This is a genomic window from Enterococcus camelliae, from assembly GCF_042685105.1.
GTDB classification, from domain to species: Bacteria; Bacillota; Bacilli; order Lactobacillales; family Enterococcaceae; genus Enterococcus_G; species Enterococcus_G camelliae.
Window position 1 is genome coordinate 1 of sequence record NZ_JBHUMO010000052.1, and the last position, 19,831, is coordinate 19,831.

The window sequence follows — 19,831 nt, forward strand, 5'->3', positions numbered from 1 at the left end:
TTCTGGAAAAAGTCATCTGCTGCGTTAGCACAGTTTCTTTTTTACAAATTTTAGAAAAAATAAATTAACTGAAAATTCAAATATTTTTTATGCAACACCAGTGACATTTGTTATTGCTTTTTCACTAAGAATACCGTTTAATGACCATATTGAAATAGAATCACTGAAGATTAGGAGAGCCCCAATGAATAAACAAGTATTACGAGATTATTTGGAGCAAGGTATGTTTCCGGTTATCATAAAAAAGAGGAAAAGTTACTTAACTTACGAAGGAATAGAAGATCGCTACGTTTATATTCTAAAAAAAGGAATTATCAAGACTAGTGTGATTTCAAAAGAAGGACGAGAATTTAATTTACGTTACATGAATAATTTTGAAATTGTTTCCCTATTTAAAGATGAAAATTCACAAATTGTGGATGCACCATTTAACGTAAGAGTTGAATCCGAAGAGGCGCATTTGTATAAAATTGAACGTGATCAATTCTGGATAGATGTGAATCATCATATGCCGTTGCAACATTATGTTAAAGAATATTATCGTATTAGTTTGATGCATACAATGAAAAAAATGCAGCAAATGTTAATGAATGGAAAGTTTGGGGCGGTTTGTACGCAGATTAATGAATTGTATGAAACCTTTGGCAGACCCGTGCAAGATGGTATTTTGATTGATTTTGAGGTAACAAATGAAGAAATTGCGCGCTTTTGCGGTATCACTTCTGCAAGTAGCGTCAATCGGATGATTCAACGTTTACGTGAAGAAGGTGCGATTAAAATGAGTGATCGCAAAATGGTTATCACGAATATTGATTTCATTCGACAAAATATTATTTCATAATTACGAAGAGGATGAACGTCGAATGAGAAAAATTATCCACTCTAAAGCTATTTTTGATGTAGATCAGCAAGCCGTGTTTGCTGGTTACTTAGTAATTGAGAAGGACATAATTGTGGCTATCTATAAAGAGGATGAATGGAATGAACCCTATCATGGGGATTTTTTCGATTTTGGTGATCAGATGATTGTTCCTGGTTTTATCGATGCCCATATTCATTTTTATCTTTCCGCTCTATTGAATAGTGGCAAGTTAAAACAGGTAGGTGGCAAGACCGAAAATGAAGTGGCAAAGCAAGTCGAAGACATCCCTACTGTAGCCGGTTGGAAAATAGGGATTGGCTGGTTTAGTAGCGATTTTGGTCAAAATATTTATCCTTCTCATCAATCAATTGATCGTATCTGTGCGGATGTGCCTGTGATGTTAATTGCTGGCGATGCCCATAGCGTTTGGTTTAACCAGTGTGGGATGGATACTTTAGCAATTGTTGAAAGTACGCTTCCAGTCGATTTAAGTGGGGATGCACGAAAAGAAAATGGCGAACTAACGGGCTGTTTTACAGAGGCAATGGCAATTCATTATCTGGCAAAGGTATTGCAGTTGTTTATGGATACTGCTTCTGAAGATTATCTTAGCTATATGAAACAATTAAATACAATGGGTATCACTACTGTTGGCGATGTTGCCTTAACTGGTGAAAGCTGGGATGATTTTGTTTATCCTGAAATCTATCAATCCATTGAAAAAAGCGCCACGCTTCGTGTCAATTTTTATCCTGCTATGCGCGAAGACACGCAAGAATTGGAGAAGTTGGCCTTACGTTATCAGAGCGACTGGGTGCAATTTGGTGGAGTGAAGCAATTTTTTGATGGTGTAACTAGTACACATACCGCCTTTTTAAAAGAAGAGTATGCTACACCTTACTTTCCTAAAGATTGTGGTGCGCCACTATTACCACTTGAACAAATGTGTAAACTCATTTTCAAAGCAAATCAAAAAGGATGGCCGATTCGTATCCATACAATAGGGGATCAAGCCATTCATCAGGCATTATGTTATTATCAGGAAAGTGAGCAAAAATTTCCGTTGAAACCCGGTCATTATAATACACTAGAGCATCTGGAAGTAATGGACCCGCAAGACTTGTCTTTGACAAATCAGCAACAATTGGTTATATCTGTCCAACCAAGTCATCTACTTGTTGGTTATGAAACTCTTGATGAAGAGGTGGGGCAAAAACGTGCGAACGAAATGTTCCCTTTTCGCTCTTTATTAAAAAATAATCCCAGCATGGCCTTCGGAACAGATTCTCCTGTAGTCGTGAATGTTTCACCACTTGAAACAATCTATTATGCGGTGGCTAGACGTGACAAAAAAGGCTTACCTGAAAAACGATTGATGCCAAAAGAAACTCTTTCAGTGGGGCAAGCCATTACGGCTCATACAAGTGGTTCAGCCAAAGCGTTGAGTCGGGATGACATAGGAAAAATTGCTTGTGGAAAAAAAGCAGACCTCTGTGTTATTTCAAAAAATTTATTAAAAATTACGGAGAGAGAGCTTTTAGAATGTACGATTGTGAAAACGATGGTAGCCGGCGAATGGGTGTGAGCATCTGATTTTTTACAAACTTTACATTCTTAGCAAAAAAAATAAAAATAGGGGCTTGAAAGAGCGTTTGATTAATGAGAAAATGAAATCTTACAGGAATGAAAGACTTCTGGAAAGATTCAGCCGTGTAAGCTGGGCATATTGCCTAGATAAAATTGAGAAGTGGTGATGTTATCGTTTATCTAGTCAATAAAGATGTTCAGCTTTTTTGTTGCGTTTTCATAAAGAAACACATGCAATTTTAACGAATGTTGCTTAATTTTTTTTGTCTGTTTCTCGTTTTGTTAAGCAATAAACGAATTTAATTTACATTTTTAGTTATGATTGTTCGTTTTTTTATGAAAAAATGTTTTATGATGATTATTTTGGAGGGTGCCACATGATTGAAGTTATCGACTTAAACAAAGTGTTCGATAATGGGTTCGAAGCATTAAAATCAGTTAGTTTTACAATTGAAAAGGGCGATTTAGTCTGCCTTCTAGGACCAAGTGGTTGTGGAAAATCGACTATTTTAAATTTGATTGCTGGATTGCTTACTCCCACGGGTGGTGATATCAAGTTTGCCGGTTCTTCGGTTGTCAAAACAGAACCCAAAGATCGTAATATTGGGTTTGTTTTTCAAAATTATGCCTTGTATCCACATATGACAGTTTTAGAGAATATTATGTTTCCATTAACAGTAGGAAATAAGAAGGTTTCAAAAGTCGAAGCAAAAGCAATCGCTGAAGAATACATGAAATTAACGAATATTGAAGAGTTAAGTAAGAAAAAACCTGGTACGTTATCTGGTGGTCAGCAGCAACGGGTTGCTATTACTAGAGCTTTGGTACAAAAACCAGATGTATTATTGTTAGATGAACCGTTAAGTAATTTAGATGCGCGCTTACGCTTAAAAATTCGGGAAGAAATTCGTCGCTTAGTGAAAGAAGTAGGCATTACAACGATATTTGTTACTCATGACCAAGAAGAAGCCTTATCGATTAGCGACAAAATCATTTTGTTGAATGAAGGAGTTATCCAACAAAACGACGATCCGCAAAATCTATACCTTGAACCAGCCAACTTGTTCGTTGCTCAATTTATTGGGAATCCTATTATCAATGTTCTACCGGTAACGGTTCAAAATGGACAAATGACGCATTCTCTCTTTGAAATCCCTGTGACACTGTTTTCAGATGATAACCTTAAACAAGAAATTCAAGATGGTCAGTATTTCTTGGGTGTACGCCCAGAAGATGTTATGCCCGTTGAATTAGGAAAAGGGGTATTTAACCGTCCTATTTTGACTGTTGAATTAATTGGTAGGGAACGTATATTGAATTTTGATGGCGATAAGATGCGAATGAAATCAATCGTTAGTATCGAAACAGACCTCAACGAGGGGGATACAACTGATTTTGATTTTAATTATAAAAAAGTATTTATTTTTAAAGAAAATGGAGAACGAATACACTAATGAACAAGAAAAAATATAATCCGGAAAACCAACCCAAGGCCTGGTTCTTCCTGTTGCCTTCTTTGTTGGTTATTGTTTTGTTTAGTATCTATCCATTGTTTCGCTCGCTCTACATGAGTTTTCAAAAGGGAACATTAATTAATCAAGAATTTGCTGGTTTACAAAATTATCAAATGGTTTTGAAAGATCCTGTGTTTTTTAAGGCCTTAAAAAATACCGCTGTTTACGCTTTTTCGGTGGTTCCAATTGCATTAATTCTTTCCTTAGGCATTGCGTGGGTGATTTTTGAAAAAGTAAAATATAAAAGCTTTTTCGAAACAATTTTTTTCATGCCTTATGTCACTAGTACAATTGCGATTGGGATTGTTTTTCGCTATTTCTTTAATGGCGATTATGGCATCATCAACTATGTACTTGGATTATTTGGTATTTCAGCAGTCAATTGGTTAGATAGTATTCAGATGAGCATGCCTACATTAATCATTTTTGGAATTTGGACAAGTTTGGCATTTAATATCATTATTTTACTTGCTGGCTTGAGAAACATTGATGAAGAGCACTACAAAATTGCCAAAATGTTTGGAGCGACGGACGGAGAAATTTTTCGCAGAATTACTTTTCCCCAGTTGATTCCAACAATCACTTTTCTGTTGACGGTTAACCTTATTGGTGCCTTCAAAGTGTATACCCAAGTGTATGCCTTATTTGGCGGAAAAGCAGGCATTGCTAATAGTGCTACCACGGCTGTTTACTATATCTATGACAAATTCCATGTTGCTAACCGTCCGGGGATAGCAATGGCTGCGACAGTGATTCTATTTGTCATTATCTTGGTCGTTACTTTCTTGCAAAATAAATTGATGAAGAAAGTGGGGCGTTAGCAATGAAAAAAATGATTACAATCATTAGTTATTTGTTTATCTTGTTGTTAGGAATAACGACTCTATTTCCATTTGTTTATATGATTTTAGCGGGGTTGATGTCTTATAGCGAAGTAACTAGTATACCACCGACTTTTTTGCCAAAACATTTTCAGTGGGGAAACTATGTAGAAGTGTTTGAAAAAGCACCATTCCTGCGCTACTTTATCAATACGGTTGTTGTGTCATTGGCTACGACAATTGCAACGGTTATCACTTCGGTCCTTGCCGCGTTTGCATTGAGTAGTTTAAAATTTCGCTTTAAAGGGCTGGTTGTTGGGGTGATGGTGTCACTTTTGATGGTACCGTATGAATCAATCATTTTTACTAACTACAATACAATTGCTCGAATGGGACTATTGGATACATACACAGCGCTCATTATCCCTTTTCTAACGAGTATTTTTTACATTTATTACTTGATGGGGTACTTAAGAGGTATTCCTGATACGTATTACAAAGCAGCTAAAATAGATGGCGCCTCTGACTTAGAGTTCATTTGGCGAATCCTTGTGCCAATGTCGAAACCAGCTTTGGTAACAGTGGGGATTTTGACTTTTATCTCTAGTTGGAATTCATTTTTATGGCCATTATTAGTCACCAATAGTAGTGATTTCCGTTTATTAAATAATGGATTATCTGCTTTTGCTACAGAAAGTGGCAGTGATGTTCAGTTGCAGATGGCAGCTGCCACCATCACCGTTGTGCCAATTTTAATTATCTATCTCATTTTCCGAAAAGAGATTATTCGAGGAGTCGCAAAAAATGGTATTAAAGGGTAAGACAAAAATTACATTTCATAGTGGAATTTTAACGATTGGTGGGACAGTTATTGAAATCGCCTATCAGGATTCGCATATTTTCTTCGATTTTGGGACAGAATTTCGCCCAGAGTTGACATTACCAGATGAACAGTTACAAACATTAGTAGATAATGGACTAGTCCCTAATTTAAATCATGTGTATGATCCTAGACTGAATTATCTTTACCAAGGAAATGAGGATCAAACGTATCGTCATACGGCTGTTTTTTTGTCTCATGTCCATCTGGATCACTCTAAGATGATCAATTATTTAGATCCAGCAATTCCACTCTATACATTAAAAGAATCGAAAGATATTCTCAATTTTTTAAATAGAGAAGGAGACTTTTTGTTGCCTTCCCCGTTTGAAGACAAACATGTTACTCGTCCAATGATTGGATTAGAAAAAAATGCAATGGTTCAAATTGGTGAGATTCAAGTTGAAGTTGTTCCCGTTGATCATGATGCATATGGGGCAAGTGCTTTGTTGATCCGAACACCAGATGCCTTTCTTACTTACACTGGTGATTTGCGACTTCATGGACACAATTCTGAAGACACAAAACGCTTTTGTGAAAAAGCAAAACACACGGATGTTTTGATGATGGAAGGGGTCAGTATTAGTTTTCCAGAACGAGTGGATGATCCAACGCAAATCAAAATTTTAAGTGAAGAAGATTTGATTCAGCAAATTGTGGCACTCGTTTTAGCTAATCCTCACCGTCAAATCACATTCAATGGTTATCCAGCGAATATCTTGCGGTTTGCTAAATTAATTGATGCAAGCCCTCGTGAGGTAGTCCTTGAAGCCAAAATGGCGGCCTTGATTTTAGAGGTACTAGGCAAGCAAGTCCCTTATTACTATCTTCCAAGCGAACAAACGATTCAACAGTTAGATACCCAACTGGAAGTTTCTTATGAATCTTTATTAATGGATTCTAGTGAATATCTTTTTCAAGTAGTAGAAGGCTTTGATAAGTTAATGCCACAGGGCCTATATATTCATAGTGATGCCCAACCACTAGGAGATTTTGATCCAAGTTATCAAGTCTTCTTAGAAATGCTAGCAAAGCAACAAATCGAATTTGTTCGTTTAGCTTGTTCAGGACATGCATTTCCCAATGATTTGAAACAGATCATTGCATGGATTGAACCCAAATGTTTGGTTCCAATTCATACGCTTCATCCAGAAAAACTGGAGAATCCGTATGGTGAAAGAATATTGCCACACCGTGGTGAAACGTTAACCCTATAACTTTTAAGGAGAGAGAAAAATGAAAATCAAGAGTTTGGCAACAATCGCACTTACGGCAATCGCAACCGTGTCATTGGCGGCTTGTGGAAGCAAAAAGGAATCAAGTGAATCGTCAGAGAAAGCAGCAGATAAAATTGTTACGAAATTGGATGGGACAACAACCATTACTTTTTGGCATGCAATGGCTGGTGGACAAGGGGAAGCACTAGAAAAAATCACGAATGAATTTATGGAAAAGAATCCATCTATCAAAGTAACGTTGCAAAACCAATCTTCTTATAACGATTTACAAGCCAAAATCAATTCCACTCTACAATCGCCAAAAGATTTACCAACAATTACTCAAGCCTATCCAGGATGGTTGTACAGTGCAGCATCCGATAAGATGTTAGTTGATCTAGATCCATATATTTCAAATAAGACAATCGGTTGGGGTGACCAAGAAACGATTCGTCAAACATTATTGGAAGGTGCACAAATTAATGATAAGCAATACGGTATTCCATTTAATAAATCAACAGAAATGCTTTTCTATAATGCTGAAATGTTAAAGGAATATGGAGTAGAAGTGCCTACAACAATGGATGAATTAAAAGAAGCGGCCAAAACAATTTATGAAAAATCAAATGGAGAAGTTGTGGGAGCTGGATTTGACTCTTTAAATAATTATTATGCCATTGGAATGAAAAATGAAGGTGTGAAATTTAACAAAGATTTGAAATTAGATAGTAAAAAATCAAAAGAAGTGATTTCTTACTATGGTGAAGGTATTGATAAAGGATATTTCCGCGTAGCTGGCTCGGATAAATATCTTTCTGGGCCATTTGCAAATAAGAAAATTGCGATGTACATTGGTTCAAGTGCGGGTGAAGCGTACACTGCAAAAGATACAAAAGGAAAATTTGAATACGGTGTAGCAGCTCGACCAAGCAAATACAATTTACAACAAGGTACAGATATTTATATGTTTACTAGTGCCTCTGCGAAACAAAGAACTGCAGCCTTTGAATTCATGAAATACCTTGCTTCTCCAAAGGTTCAATCAGAATGGGCATTGGCAACTGGCTATATGCCAATTGTTGATTCAGTGATCCAAAGTGACGAGTACAAAAATGCTTCTGATATGAAAGTACCGGGCGCAATTGCTGATGCGACAAAACATTTATTCTCTATTCCAGTTGAAGAAAATGCTGATTCTGCTTATAATGAAATGAGAGTTATCATGGAAAATATTTATGCGAATCCATTTAAAGATGAAGATAAGATTATCAAAGATTCAGTTTCAGAATTGGAACAAGTTTGGAATCAATAATATGTTTTGATTGTGACAGAAGGTGGTTCAAGAGCGATGCTTTTGAACTCCTTCTTTTTTTAAAAAAATTGAGGTGGATGAAATGAAAGTAACAATTCTTGCAACAAGTGACATGCATGGGTATATTTTACCTACCAATTTCTCCGAAAAAGGAATGGATTTGCCTTTTGGAACAGCAAAGGTAGCGACTGTCATGCATAAAATGAAACAAGAAGCACAAGGGCCAGTGATTCAAATTGAAAATGGGGATTTTATTCAGGGTTCACCACTTAGTTATTACATTCGAAAAAAAAATGAGGTTGGCGTGGAAGCTTTAACCGCAATTCCTAATCATATGGGTTACGATGTTGGCGTCTTGGGAAATCATGAATTTAATTATGGGATGGAGTATCTAAAAGAGGCCATTGCAAGCTATCAATATCCAATTTTAGCTGCAAATGTGCTTGATAAAAAGGGTAATCCTGTTCTAGGTAAACCATATGTCATTTTTGAAAAAGAAGGCGTAAAAATTGCTATCTTGGGGGTTGTAACACAATATATTCCTAATTGGGAACAGCCCGCTACCATTGAAGGCTTGCACTTTCTAAGTTTAGTCGAAACAGCTCAAAAATATGTACCTATCTTAAAAGAACAAGCGGATATCGTTATCGTCAGTTATCATGGAGGATTTGAACGTCATCTTGAAACAGGGGAGCCAACTGAGTTATTGACCGGAGAAAATGAAGGGTATGAATTGTTGAAAACCGTCAAAGGAATCGATGCCTTTGTCACAGGGCATCAGCATCGTGAGATAGCGACCAAGTTATTTGGGGTCCCTGTCATTCAACCGGGTTACCGCGGTTCCTATATTGGAAAAATTGAATTAACTATTGAGAAAACGCTGAATGGTTATGCAGTGAGGGAAAGCAATGCTGCCCTTATCCCAACGAAAAATGAGCAGGCTGATCCGGAAATAATTGAACTTGTTCAAACGGTTAGCGATGACGTAGAGGTATGGCTTGATCAGACTTTGGGAACGGTACACGGAAATATGCGCATCGAAGATCCAAATCAAGCACGATTAATTGAACACCCATATGTTGAATTTATCAATCGTGTTCAGATGGAAGCGAGCGGTGCACCAATTTCGGCAACTGCATTGTTTAATAATGAGGGAAAAGGATTTAATTCAACGATTACGATGCGAGATGTCATCACAAATTATATTTATCCGAATACTTTAGCTGTTCTAAAGCTAACCGGAAAAGAGTTGCGTGCAGCACTTGAAAGAACTGCGGATTTCTTTGTTGTAAGTGAAGGGGAAATTAAATTTAACCCAATTTATGTGGAGCCCAAACCGCAATACTATAATTATGACATGTATGAGGGAATCGACTACACCATTGATTTTCAAAAACCAAGTGGGCAACGAGTTGTTACGTTGAATTACCAAGGAACTTGTCTTGAAGAGGATCAGGAAATTGAATTGGTGACGAATCAATATCGTGCAGTAGGTGGTGGAAATTATGATATGTTTGGTCCTGAAAAAATTGTGCGAGAAATTCAAATTGATATGACAGAATTGATTGCTGAATATTTGCGAAACCATCCGGTGATTGAAGCAAAAGTCAATCATAATTTTCAGACATTGCCAAAATAGTGCTGCAAAACTAACTTGTTTGTTTCACGATTGCTTGAAGTGATTCCTAAAAAATTGGGAATCGCTTCTTTTTTTTCAGCATGGACAAACTTTAACGGGTGTTAGGTTCTGGCGGCAAGCACCTAGCAAGTCCTCGTTGCGGATAAGGCTACCAAAACATGCAACGTTCATTTACTACTTGTCACGCGTACCAACGATAAAGGTTCGTATAGCTTGGAATCTTTGGATAAATCAATGGTTCTCACAGTTGAAACGCTATAGGTATGAAGGAGAGAGCAAGAAAAACCAGCTAATGGTTTTTCTCTTGCTCAATTGACTAGCAATCAGTGGGTCTTTCTCTTTTTGAAAGATAATTTGTCAGCGATTTTTGGTAACAATCAAAGACTGCTTGTTGATTGGCAAAGTAATTAGCCAATAAGTAACCAATATATGGCCCTGTAGTTAAACCAGAAGAACCCAGCCCGCTTGCAACGACAAGAGATGAATCATCATAAACAGGACCAAAAAAAGGAGCAAAATCTGAAGTGTACGCGCGTGTACCAACTTGGTAGGTAGTTGGATAATCCATAAGAGAAACAGAGGAATCTAAAAAACGAGCAACGCCATCCGTTAGTTGTTTGTACGCTTCAGTGGTTGGGGTGAGATCCCATGCGGCATCATTTTCATGAGTGGCGCCAACTAAGATTTTTCCATTACTAAACGGAATGACATCGGCTTCTCCTTCCAGCATGGCAACAGGCCAATCACTTGTTGGTTGGAAAGGCGTCTGAAAACACAAGAGCTGGCCCTTTTGTGGTCGAATATCAACCCTATACCCGAGTGGGGCTAGCAATTTTTTTAAGTGAGGACCAGGTGCTAAAAGTAAGGCATCAAAGGTATCCGTTTGTCCTTGCGATTGCACTTCCCACGAATCGGCCTTTTTGTTAATTGTCACGTATTCTTGGACAAAGGGAATGTGCTTGGTTTTGAGTATGGACTGAACATGATCTAGATAGGAAGAACCGTCCAGTTGGCTCCCTCCCGAAAGATAAAGTGAGGGCATTTCCTTTAAAAGAGGGAGCTTTTTCTTGGTAGCTGAACCATTGAGAAGCTCTATTTCACCCATATCAGGCGCTTCTTTTATACGCTCATTTGCTAAATTTAGTAGATCAGGTAAGGTTTCCTCTGGTCGAACGAAGAGGGCCCCTGAATGATTGAAAATCGTTTTGGGTAATGCTAGATCAACAGCTAATTTTTGGTAAAAATGAGCACCATCTTTCGCAAGTTGATACCATTTTTTGTTTCTTCTTTTTGAAAGCCAGGGAGCAATGATTCCCGCACTAGCTCGAGTGGCCTGACCTTGAGGAAAGTCAAAGACGGTTAGTTGGCAATCGCTTAATTGACTTAGGTAAAAAGCAGCGGTTGAACCAATGATTCCACCACCGATAATCGCAATTTTTTTCATAATAGTTACACTCCTTCAACGACTGAATCATGCCACACTTTTATTTTGATGTCAAAAATGAGAATGAATGGTATCATTTAAACAGATTGATTGAGTAGGTAAAATGAAACAATAAAGGAGTGTCTATATGAAATTATCGATTATTGTCCCGTGCTTTAACGAGCAAGAGTCGTTACCTTTTTTCTTTGCTGAGACGCAAAAACAACTTCAGAAACTACCAGTCACACCTGAGTATCTATTTATTAATGATGGTTCGACTGATCAAACATTGAGTGAATTGAAAAAAATGCATCAAAACAATCCTTCTTTTGTGCATTATATTGATTTTTCAAGAAACTTTGGAAAAGAAGCTGCGATTTATGCTGGGTTGCAGGCAGCAACCGGTGATCTTGTGACGCTAATGGATGCTGATTTGCAAGATCCGCCTGAGCTTTTGCCCAAAATGTATCAACTGATTAGTGAAGAAGGATTTGACTGTGTGGGAACTTGTCGCAAAAGTCGTGCAGGTGAACCAGTGATTCGAAGCTTTTTTGCAAAACAGTTTTATTGGTTAATGAATAAAATTTCTCGGACACCAATGATTAGTGGAGTACGCGATTTTCGCCTAATGAATCGACAAGTCGTCAATGCTATTTTACAAATGGGAGAATACAATCGTTTTTCCAAAGGCATATTCAGCTGGGTAGGCTTTAAAACAACCTATTTACCTTACGAAAATAAAGAAAGAGTCGCGGGAAAAACTTCTTGGTCTTTTTGGGGTCTGTTTCGCTATTCGCTGGAAGGAATTATTGATTTTTCAAATGTTCCCTTGCAATTGTCTGCCTGGGGCGGTATTTTTTCTTGTCTATTAGCTTTGTTAATTATCGTGGTTATCATTATCCGTACGCTCTTGTTTGGTGACCCGACCTCTGGATGGCCTTCATTGGTATCGATTATTCTGTTTCTCGGTGGAATCCAATTGTTTTTTATTGGAATCTTGGGTCAATATGTGGGGAAAATCTATTTAGAAGTAAAAAAACGTCCGGTATATCTTATTCGAGAAACGGATTTAAAAGACTTAGGAGAGAAATGATACGTTGGTTTTTCTTCAAGAAAAAGAACCCTTTTTTCACCCTTTTTAGATGCAGAGCGTGAGGACTTGAAAAAAATTATGGCTATCAAAAATGACAACTTTCTATTATAATAGAAAGCAGTTGTAGCGAGAACAAGGGTATCTCGATGCTTTTAGGAGGAGAAACAGTACATGGCAGTGCAAAAAAAAAGATACAAAGCAGTGATTGATCATCAAACCTATACAATAATTGGGACGCAAAGTACCCAACATATGGATATGGTCACACAATTGGTAAACGATCAATTACAAGAATTATATGCGCTTGCCCCTCAAATGGAGAAGGAACAAGCCGCCATCCTGATGGCTATCAATGCTATTTCAGACCAATTAATTAAACAAGAAGAAATTTTACAAATGGAGCAAAAATTAGCAGATTTAAAAGGCATTGCGATACGAGCAACTGAGCTGGAAAACAAACTGAAGAGAATCGAAGCTATTGAGAAAGAAGCAAAAGCAGTTTTAGAAAAAAATGGACAAAAAGATGTCACAATCCACAATCATTTGGAAGCTCAGCATATTTTAAATGAAGAACGAAAACGAACAATTAAAGAAAAAACGGCGCATACATAAAAGAGAGGGAAGTTGAATGATTGGCATTTTGTTACTGATAATTTTTTTACTTGCTTTTTATAATGGGGCAAGAAGAGGGACTGCATTACAAGGCATTCATCTCATTGGTTTCATCGTAACCTTACTTTTTGCTAAAAATATGTATTCAGAAATTGGCAAGAAAATTGAATTGTATGTTCCTTACATGTCTGTAACTGAAAATACAAAAATGGTTTTTTTCACGCAGCAGCAATCGTTTGACCTAGATCATTCTTTCTATGCAGCTTTTGCCTATATTAGTATCGTGATTGTTGGTTGGCTACTCGTGAAATTCATTGCGATTTTTTTTACCGGTTTGCGTTATATGAAGGCTTTTGGCAAATATGATTGGGTTGTCAGTGGATTGATTAATGTCATGATGATTTATTTATTGGTATTTTTCGTCTTATTTTTGCTAGCGTTGGTACCGATTGATGCCCTTCAAAATTTCTTTAGCCCAGGGACTCTTGGTTATCATATATTTAAGAATTCGCCGATTCTTTCAAATTATTATTATCAGCTTTGGATAACGAATATTATAGGGTAACAGTATGTATCAGAAAAAATGTCGAAGACTGCTTCCGAATAGTTGCTTGATTATATCAATCCAATCTCGTAGTTGGAGAAAAAATCGAGTGCTATTCGGTTCTTTCTTGTCTGATAACGATCCTCAAATTAAAACAAAAAAGATTGTAGGTGAAAAAAATGAATGCAAGAATTTTGCAAACACTTGAATTTCAACAAGTCAAGAATCAATTAAAACCATTTTTAACAACAGCGCAAGGTCACTTAGCGCTAACTGACCTTGTCCCTTCGAATAAAAAAGAAAAAGTTCAGCAGCGGCTCCTTGAAACAGAAGATTCGTTACATGTTTTGCGTTTACGGGGCGGAATTCCTGTGCCAAAATTAGAAAATATTGTCCCCCATTTAAAAAGAATTGAAATTGGTGCAGATCTCAATGGAATTGAAGTTGCCCAAATTGCTAGAGTGTTAAGTTCCACAAAGGAAGTTCATGATTTTTTTGAAGAACTCCAAGAAAACGATATCGAATTGTACCGACTATATGATTGGGTAGAACAATTTGTTGTTTTGCCAGAGCTGACTAAAAAAATGAGCGTGTCCGTTGATGAAGATGGTCGAGTTACAGATGAGGCTTCGCCTGAACTTAAAGCCATTCGCCAAGCGATTCGTCGTATGGAGCAAGCCATAAGGGAGTCATTGGATCAGTTGGTTCGTGGAAATAATGCCAAATATTTGAGTGACGCGTTGGTAACCATGAGAAATGATCGCTATGTATTACCTGTCAAACAAGAGTATCGTAGTATTTTTGGTGGTGTTGTTCATGATCAAAGCGCATCTGGTCAAACGCTTTTTATTGAACCCAAACAAATTGTTGAATTAAATAATCGCCTAAGACAGCAGCAAATTGCCGAAAAGAATGAAATTAGCCGCATTCTTTCGGAATTATCCGCGTTGCTCGTTCCTCATCGTCGTGAAATTCTACATAATTCCTATATTCTTGGCCAATTTGATGTGATGAATGCCAAGGCCCGTTATGGAAAAATGATGCACGCTGTTGTCCCTGGAATCAGTGAGGAAAATAATGTGCAACTTCTGAAGGCACGACATCCATTAATCGATTCTTCAGTGGTAGTTGCTAACGACATTTTTATTGGCGAAAGTTATCAAGCCATCGTCATTACTGGACCAAATACAGGAGGAAAGACAATTACGCTTAAAACGCTAGGCTTGCTTCAATTAATGGCTCAAACCGGCTTTCCTATTCCAGTAGAAGAAGAAAGCCAAATTGGCATATTTAATGAGATTTTCGCTGATATTGGCGATGAACAATCGATTGAACAGAATCTGTCGACGTTCTCTTCACATATGACCAATATTGTTTCAATTTTAGAGAAGATTGATGAAAAAAGCTTAGTATTATTTGATGAATTAGGCGCTGGAACTGATCCGCAAGAGGGGGCAGCATTAGCAATTGCTATCTTGGATGCAGTAGGGTCAAAATCGGCGTATGTAATGGCTACGACGCATTATCCTGAGTTAAAACTATATGGATACAATCGGGCCAATACAATCAATGCATCCATGGAATTTGATGTTGATACATTGAGTCCAACCTATCGCCTTCTAATAGGTGTACCAGGGCGAAGCAATGCGTTTGAAATAGCCAAACGATTAGGCTTAAGTCAGGATATTATTGAAGAAGCAAAACAAATAATGAGTGGTGAAAGTCAGGATCTAAATGAGATGATTGCTGATTTAGAAAATCAACGGAAAATGACTGAAACTGAATTTCTGGAACTACGCCAACAATTAAACGAATCAGATAAGTTACAAAAGGAATTGACAAAAGCCACCGATTTGTTTTACCAAGAGCGCGAAGCAGAGATGGCCAAGGCCCGAAAAAAAGCCAATGAGCTTGTTGCGCATGCACAAGAGGAATCAGAGCGTATTATTAAAGAATTGCGACAAATGCAATTGGAAGGTAGCGCAAAACCGATTAAAGAGCACCAACTGATTGCTGCAAGGACAGCCATGGCAGATCTTCATCAAGAAGATTTACTGAAAAAAAATAAAGTTTTACGAAAAGCCAAGACGGCAAAAGCCTTAAAACCTGGCGATGAGGTTAAAGTAACATCTTATGGTCAAAGAGGGGAACTACTGAAAAAAGTAGGTAATCAGCAATGGCAAGTTCAAATGGGAATTTTAAAAATGACTATCGATGAATCCGATATTGAACCAATTGCTACTGCGAAAGAGGCAACGAAGCGAATTGTCCATACTGTCCGTTCGCAAGATGCCACCCATGTTTCTCCACAACTTGATTTGCGAGGCAAACGCTATGAAGAGGCGCTTGCCGAAGTGGATCAATACCTAGATGCCGCGATTCTCGCCAATTATCCACAAGTGACTATTGTTCATGGAAAGGGAACAGGTGCTTTGCGCCAAGGCATCATCAATTATTTAAAAAATCATCGAAGTGTCAAACACTTTGAATTTGCACCAGCTAACCAAGGTGGCAATGGTGCGACAATCGTTCAATTTAAATAATTCTTACAAATGATAAGCAAATGGTTTTTGCTTCCGTTCTGATGATGGTATACTACGTGTAGAAAGTAATGGAGGAATTGAATATGCCAAAAAATATAACTGATGCAACATTTAATGAAGAAACAGATAAGGGATTAGTCTTAATTGATTTTTGGGCGACTTGGTGTGGTCCATGTCGGATGCAAGCTCCAATCTTGGAACAATTAGCAAATGAATTTGATGAAGATGAATTGAAAATTGTAAAAATGGATGTTGATGAAAACCCACAAACACCTGCATCGTTTGGAATCATGAGTATTCCAACACTAGTGCTAAAAAAAGATGGTCAATTGGTTGATAAAGTCATTGGTGTTCATACCAAAGAACAATTAACAGAATTGGTAAAAAATCATCAATAATTTTATTCGAATTGAAGCCTGACTAGGTGGTAACGCCTAGTCGGTTTTTTTTGTCCCTTTTCAATGGAAATGGTATGCAAAAAATTCAAAAAAATAGGGCTTCTAGCAATCCGTTTATGTTCTGATACTAGATTGTTTGTGAAACTAAGGGGAGAGAAAAGTGGAGATTAGAGAACATTTTGGTGTGTACGGTTTTTGCTTTCGTGACAATCAACGATTATGCATCGAAAAAAATGCTGGACCATACAAGGGACGGTTTGATTTGCCAGGAGGAAGTCAACAGGTAGGGGAAGGATTGACTGATACATTAGTCAGAGAAGTGTTAGAAGAAACAGGATATACGATAGCATCTTATCAACATCCTCGCGTATATGATGCTTTTGTGAAGGAGAAAGGTAAAAGTTTTATGGTTCACCATATTATGATCTTTTATAACTTCACTATTGATCATCGTGTTGCACAGAAAACATTGCCCTTTTTGGTAGCTGATGGAGAAAATGACGCCAATGCTGTAAGGTGGCTGAAGTTGGAGGAGTTATCATTTGAAAATTCTTCTCCACTTGTATTAAAACTCAAAAAAGAATGGTTAGGAGAAACATCGCTAGATAAAGACATTTATCGAAATTGGGAAGTGCATGAAACGGATTGAATCGAACTAGTTGTTTGAAGGTCATTAGAAGACTGACTAAACTGAAATTGCCAACTAGACATATGATATACTAATCGATAAGAAGGTGAGAAAATGAATGAGCAAATTCGGCATAAATTAGCACTTTTACCCGACCAACCAGGATGTTATCTAATGAAAGATCAACATGGGACAATCATTTATGTTGGCAAGGCGAAGATACTGAAAAATCGGGTTCGATCCTATTTTACTGGTAGTCATGATACCAAAACTGAACGACTAGTCAGTGAGATTGTCGATTTTGAATATATAGTAACAGAGTCCAACATTGAAGCACTTGTATTGGAAATCAATCTGATTCAAAAAAATAATCCGAAATACAACATTATGCTAAAAGATGATAAATCCTATCCTTTTATTAAAATTACGAATGAAGCGTATCCTCGCTTATTAATCACTCGTAAAGTAGTTAAAGACAAGGCTTTTTACTTCGGACCGTACCCTGATGTGCGAGCAGCAAATGAGACCAAAAAATTACTAGATCGCTTGTTTCCGCTACGAAAATGCAAAGTTTTACCAAAGGAAGTTTGCCTTTACTACCATATGGGGCAATGCCTAGCACCGTGTGTCTTTCCTATCCCAACAGACACATACACGCAAATGGCAATCGAAATTCGGCGATTTCTTCATGGTGGTCACACCGAAATTCAGCAAAATTTAACGAAAAAAATGGAAGAGGCAGCAGAAGCATTAGATTTTGAGGCAGCCGCCGATTATCGTGACAAAATTCGTGCAATTGAAACTGTCATGACACGCCAAAAAATGACCCAAACGGATTTAGTCGATCGTGATGTTTTTGGTTATGCTGTTGAGAACGGCTGGATGTGTGTGCAAGTATTCTTTGTTCGGCAGGGAAAAGTAATCGAGCGTGATGTTTCAATGTTTCCTTTCTATAATGATGCGCCTGATGACTTTTTAACCTTTATCGGACAGTTTTACCAAGAAAATCAGCATTTTATTCCCAAAGAATTGTTAATTCCTAAAGAAATAGATCAAGATAGTGTCCGCGCAATTGTTCCCACAAGAGTGACACAACCCCAACGAGGGGAAAAGAAGAAGCTCGTCGATTTGGCGGGGAAAAATGCCAAAATTTCATTGAATGAAAAATTTGAATTAATTCAGCGTAAAGAAGACCGGACGATTGGTGCAGTGGATAGGTTGGGTCAAGCTATGAATATACCCAAACCCATTCGAATCGAAGCTTTTGATAATTCAAATATCATGGGAACGAATCCCGTTTCGGCAATGGTGGTTTTTGTTGATGGCAAACCACTGAAAAAGGAATATCGTAAGTATAAAATTAAAACTGTTAATGGACCAGATGATTATGCATCCATGCGAGAAGTCATCTATCGACGGTATGCACGAGTGTTGAAAGAAAACTTGCCTTTACCAGATTTAATTATTATCGATGGAGGCAAGGGCCAAGTAGATGTTGCTAAGGATGTCTTAGATAATCAATTGGGATTGGATGTTCCCATTGCAGGACTTGCCAAAAATGACCAACACAAAACAAGTGAACTACTTTTTGGTTCTCCTCTTGAGACAATACCGCTATCTAGAAATTCAGCGGAATTCTTTTTACTTCAACGCATCCAAGATGAAGTGCATCGATTCGCAATTAGCTTTCATCGTCAACTACGCAGTAAAAATAGTTTTGCATCTAAATTGGATACAATTGTTGGCTTGGGACCAAAACGGAAGAAAGAACTATTAAAAGAATTCAAATCGTTAAAAAAAATGGAGGAAGCATCAATTGATGATTTCCGTAAAATAGGTATTCCATTGCCAGTTGCTGAAAATCTGTATCATGATCTTCGAATGGGAAAGATAGACAAAAAAGAGTAATGCTTAAGATGTTGTGCCCCTCAAAGTTAGACAGAAATCTAACTTTGAGGGGCACTGCATGAAAGGCATTCCTCTTTTTTTATAAGTGTTGAACAATATAGTTGAAAAATTCTTGATCGAGTGGATTAGTGTGGCAAGATTGTTCAGGATGCCATTGGACACCAACAATAGTATTTCCAAAAAACTTGCTTTCAATTGCTTCGATAGCACCGTCACTAGCCGTAGCTGTCACCTCAAAGTGATTAGCTACCTTGTCAACAAATTGATGATGGTAGGAATTAACCTTGTAGGTACTAGGCAAAAATTGACTGAGTAAGCTACGCTGTTTAATGGTGACATCATGTGTGGGTTGTTCCAAAGAAATTGGGGATTGTACATGCTTCAACGTGTAGGGTGTTAACGATACATCCTGGTAGAGCGTTCCCCCAAAAGCAACATTGATTACCTGCATTCCTCGACAAACACCGACAATTGATTTTCCTTGTTTTACAGCTTCTTTAATTAGAGCAAGTTCAAATTCATCACGCGCTTCAAAGACCTCGCCCAGACGAGGATGCCGTTGTTGATGGAAGTACTTTGGATCAATATCCTGCCCTCCAGCTAATACAAGGACATCGATTAATTGAATGTAATCAACAGTATCTTCGACAACACCTACAGGAAGAATAATAGGTAATCCTTCTGCTCTGATAAAGCCTTGAACAAAATCTCTCGGCGTATAAGAAAAATAATAGGTGTGTTGATCTTTTTTGTCATAAGTGGAGCGTTCATTTCCGATAATTCCAATTCTTTTCTTCATTTAATAAGTTCCTTTCAAGACAATTTCGGCAGTCGAGTAAGAAACGAACGC

Annotated in this window: 17 protein-coding genes; 15 read left to right on the forward strand and 2 right to left on the reverse strand. The window is 37.6% G+C overall.

The genetic code is table 11. The features are described from left to right. The first annotated feature begins 184 nt into the window (after positions 1 to 184). The 8 genes from ACFSR0_RS08595 to ACFSR0_RS08630 all read left to right on the forward strand — a co-directional run bounded on the left by ACFSR0_RS08595 (position 185) and on the right by ACFSR0_RS08630 (position 9,832). A complete protein-coding gene (locus ACFSR0_RS08595; RefSeq protein ID WP_379981873.1) occupies positions 185 to 841 on the forward strand; it encodes a Crp/Fnr family transcriptional regulator in 657 nt (218 codons plus the stop codon). 22 nt (positions 842 to 863) lie between these two features. Next, complete coding sequence (locus ACFSR0_RS08600; protein WP_379981875.1) at positions 864 to 2,447, forward strand: amidohydrolase; 1,584 nt, start codon at positions 864 to 866, stop codon at positions 2,445 to 2,447. Positions 2,448 to 2,826: 379 nt separating this feature from the next. Next, positions 2,827 to 3,903: an ABC transporter ATP-binding protein gene (locus ACFSR0_RS08605; protein WP_379981877.1), complete on the forward strand. Its 1,077-nt coding sequence runs from the start codon at positions 2,827 to 2,829 to the stop codon at positions 3,901 to 3,903. After that, positions 3,903 to 4,784 carry a carbohydrate ABC transporter permease gene (locus ACFSR0_RS08610; protein ID WP_379981879.1) on the forward strand — a complete coding sequence of 294 codons (882 nt, stop codon included), beginning with the start codon at positions 3,903 to 3,905 and terminating at the stop codon, positions 4,782 to 4,784. The genes ACFSR0_RS08605 and ACFSR0_RS08610 overlap by 1 nt, the downstream gene beginning before the upstream one ends. A 2-nt stretch (positions 4,785 to 4,786) precedes the next feature. Then, positions 4,787 to 5,605: a carbohydrate ABC transporter permease gene (locus ACFSR0_RS08615; RefSeq protein WP_379981881.1), complete on the forward strand. Its 819-nt coding sequence runs from the start codon at positions 4,787 to 4,789 to the stop codon at positions 5,603 to 5,605. Next, entirely contained in the window at positions 5,589 to 6,881 is a 1,293-nt protein-coding gene (locus ACFSR0_RS08620) for an MBL fold metallo-hydrolase (RefSeq protein WP_379981883.1), read from the forward strand. Before ACFSR0_RS08615 ends, ACFSR0_RS08620 begins: the two co-directional genes overlap by 17 nt. Before the next feature lie 19 nt (positions 6,882 to 6,900). Beyond that, the gene (locus tag ACFSR0_RS08625; protein ID WP_379981885.1) at positions 6,901 to 8,193 is read left to right on the forward strand and encodes an extracellular solute-binding protein; all 1,293 of its coding nucleotides are present in this window, start codon (positions 6,901 to 6,903) and stop codon (positions 8,191 to 8,193) included. Positions 8,194 to 8,275: 82 nt separating this feature from the next. After that, on the forward strand, positions 8,276 to 9,832 hold the full coding sequence (locus ACFSR0_RS08630; protein WP_379981887.1) for a bifunctional metallophosphatase/5'-nucleotidase: 1,557 nt from the start codon (positions 8,276 to 8,278) through the stop codon (positions 9,830 to 9,832). Positions 9,833 to 10,148: 316 nt separating this feature from the next. Here the strand turns inward: ACFSR0_RS08630 and ACFSR0_RS08635 are convergent, their stop codons facing one another. Continuing rightward, entirely contained in the window at positions 10,149 to 11,276 is a 1,128-nt protein-coding gene (locus ACFSR0_RS08635; protein ID WP_379981889.1) for an NAD(P)/FAD-dependent oxidoreductase, read from the reverse strand. A gap of 127 nt (positions 11,277 to 11,403) precedes the next feature. On the opposite strand from ACFSR0_RS08635, the gene ACFSR0_RS08640 reads away from it, so the two are divergent. The 7 genes from ACFSR0_RS08640 to uvrC all read left to right on the forward strand — a co-directional run bounded on the left by ACFSR0_RS08640 (position 11,404) and on the right by uvrC (position 18,981). Beyond that, positions 11,404 to 12,348 carry a glycosyltransferase family 2 protein gene (locus tag ACFSR0_RS08640; protein WP_379981891.1) on the forward strand — a complete coding sequence of 315 codons (945 nt, stop codon included), beginning with the start codon at positions 11,404 to 11,406 and terminating at the stop codon, positions 12,346 to 12,348. A gap of 171 nt (positions 12,349 to 12,519) precedes the next feature. Continuing rightward, positions 12,520 to 12,960: a cell division protein ZapA gene (zapA, locus tag ACFSR0_RS08645; RefSeq protein WP_379981893.1), complete on the forward strand. Its 441-nt coding sequence runs from the start codon at positions 12,520 to 12,522 to the stop codon at positions 12,958 to 12,960. A 16-nt stretch (positions 12,961 to 12,976) separates the two neighbouring features. Further along, complete coding sequence (locus ACFSR0_RS08650; protein ID WP_379981895.1) at positions 12,977 to 13,525, forward strand: CvpA family protein; 549 nt, start codon at positions 12,977 to 12,979, stop codon at positions 13,523 to 13,525. A 158-nt stretch (positions 13,526 to 13,683) separates the two neighbouring features. Further along, a complete protein-coding gene (locus ACFSR0_RS08655) occupies positions 13,684 to 16,047 on the forward strand; it encodes an endonuclease MutS2 (protein WP_379981897.1) in 2,364 nt (787 codons plus the stop codon). Between the two features lie 83 nt (positions 16,048 to 16,130). Then, positions 16,131 to 16,445 (forward strand): thioredoxin, encoded by a 315-nt coding sequence (gene trxA, locus ACFSR0_RS08660; RefSeq protein WP_379981899.1) that lies wholly within the window; start codon positions 16,131 to 16,133, stop codon positions 16,443 to 16,445. 160 nt (positions 16,446 to 16,605) lie between these two features. Then, the gene (locus ACFSR0_RS08665; RefSeq protein ID WP_379981901.1) at positions 16,606 to 17,094 is read left to right on the forward strand and encodes an NUDIX hydrolase; all 489 of its coding nucleotides are present in this window, start codon (positions 16,606 to 16,608) and stop codon (positions 17,092 to 17,094) included. A gap of 93 nt (positions 17,095 to 17,187) precedes the next feature. Further along, complete coding sequence (uvrC, locus tag ACFSR0_RS08670) at positions 17,188 to 18,981, forward strand: excinuclease ABC subunit UvrC (RefSeq protein WP_379981903.1); 1,794 nt, start codon at positions 17,188 to 17,190, stop codon at positions 18,979 to 18,981. A 79-nt stretch (positions 18,982 to 19,060) separates the two neighbouring features. Here the strand turns inward: uvrC and ACFSR0_RS08675 are convergent, their stop codons facing one another. Further along, a complete protein-coding gene (locus tag ACFSR0_RS08675; RefSeq protein ID WP_379981905.1) occupies positions 19,061 to 19,780 on the reverse strand; it encodes a gamma-glutamyl-gamma-aminobutyrate hydrolase family protein in 720 nt (239 codons plus the stop codon). Positions 19,781 to 19,831: the final 51 nt, after the last annotated feature.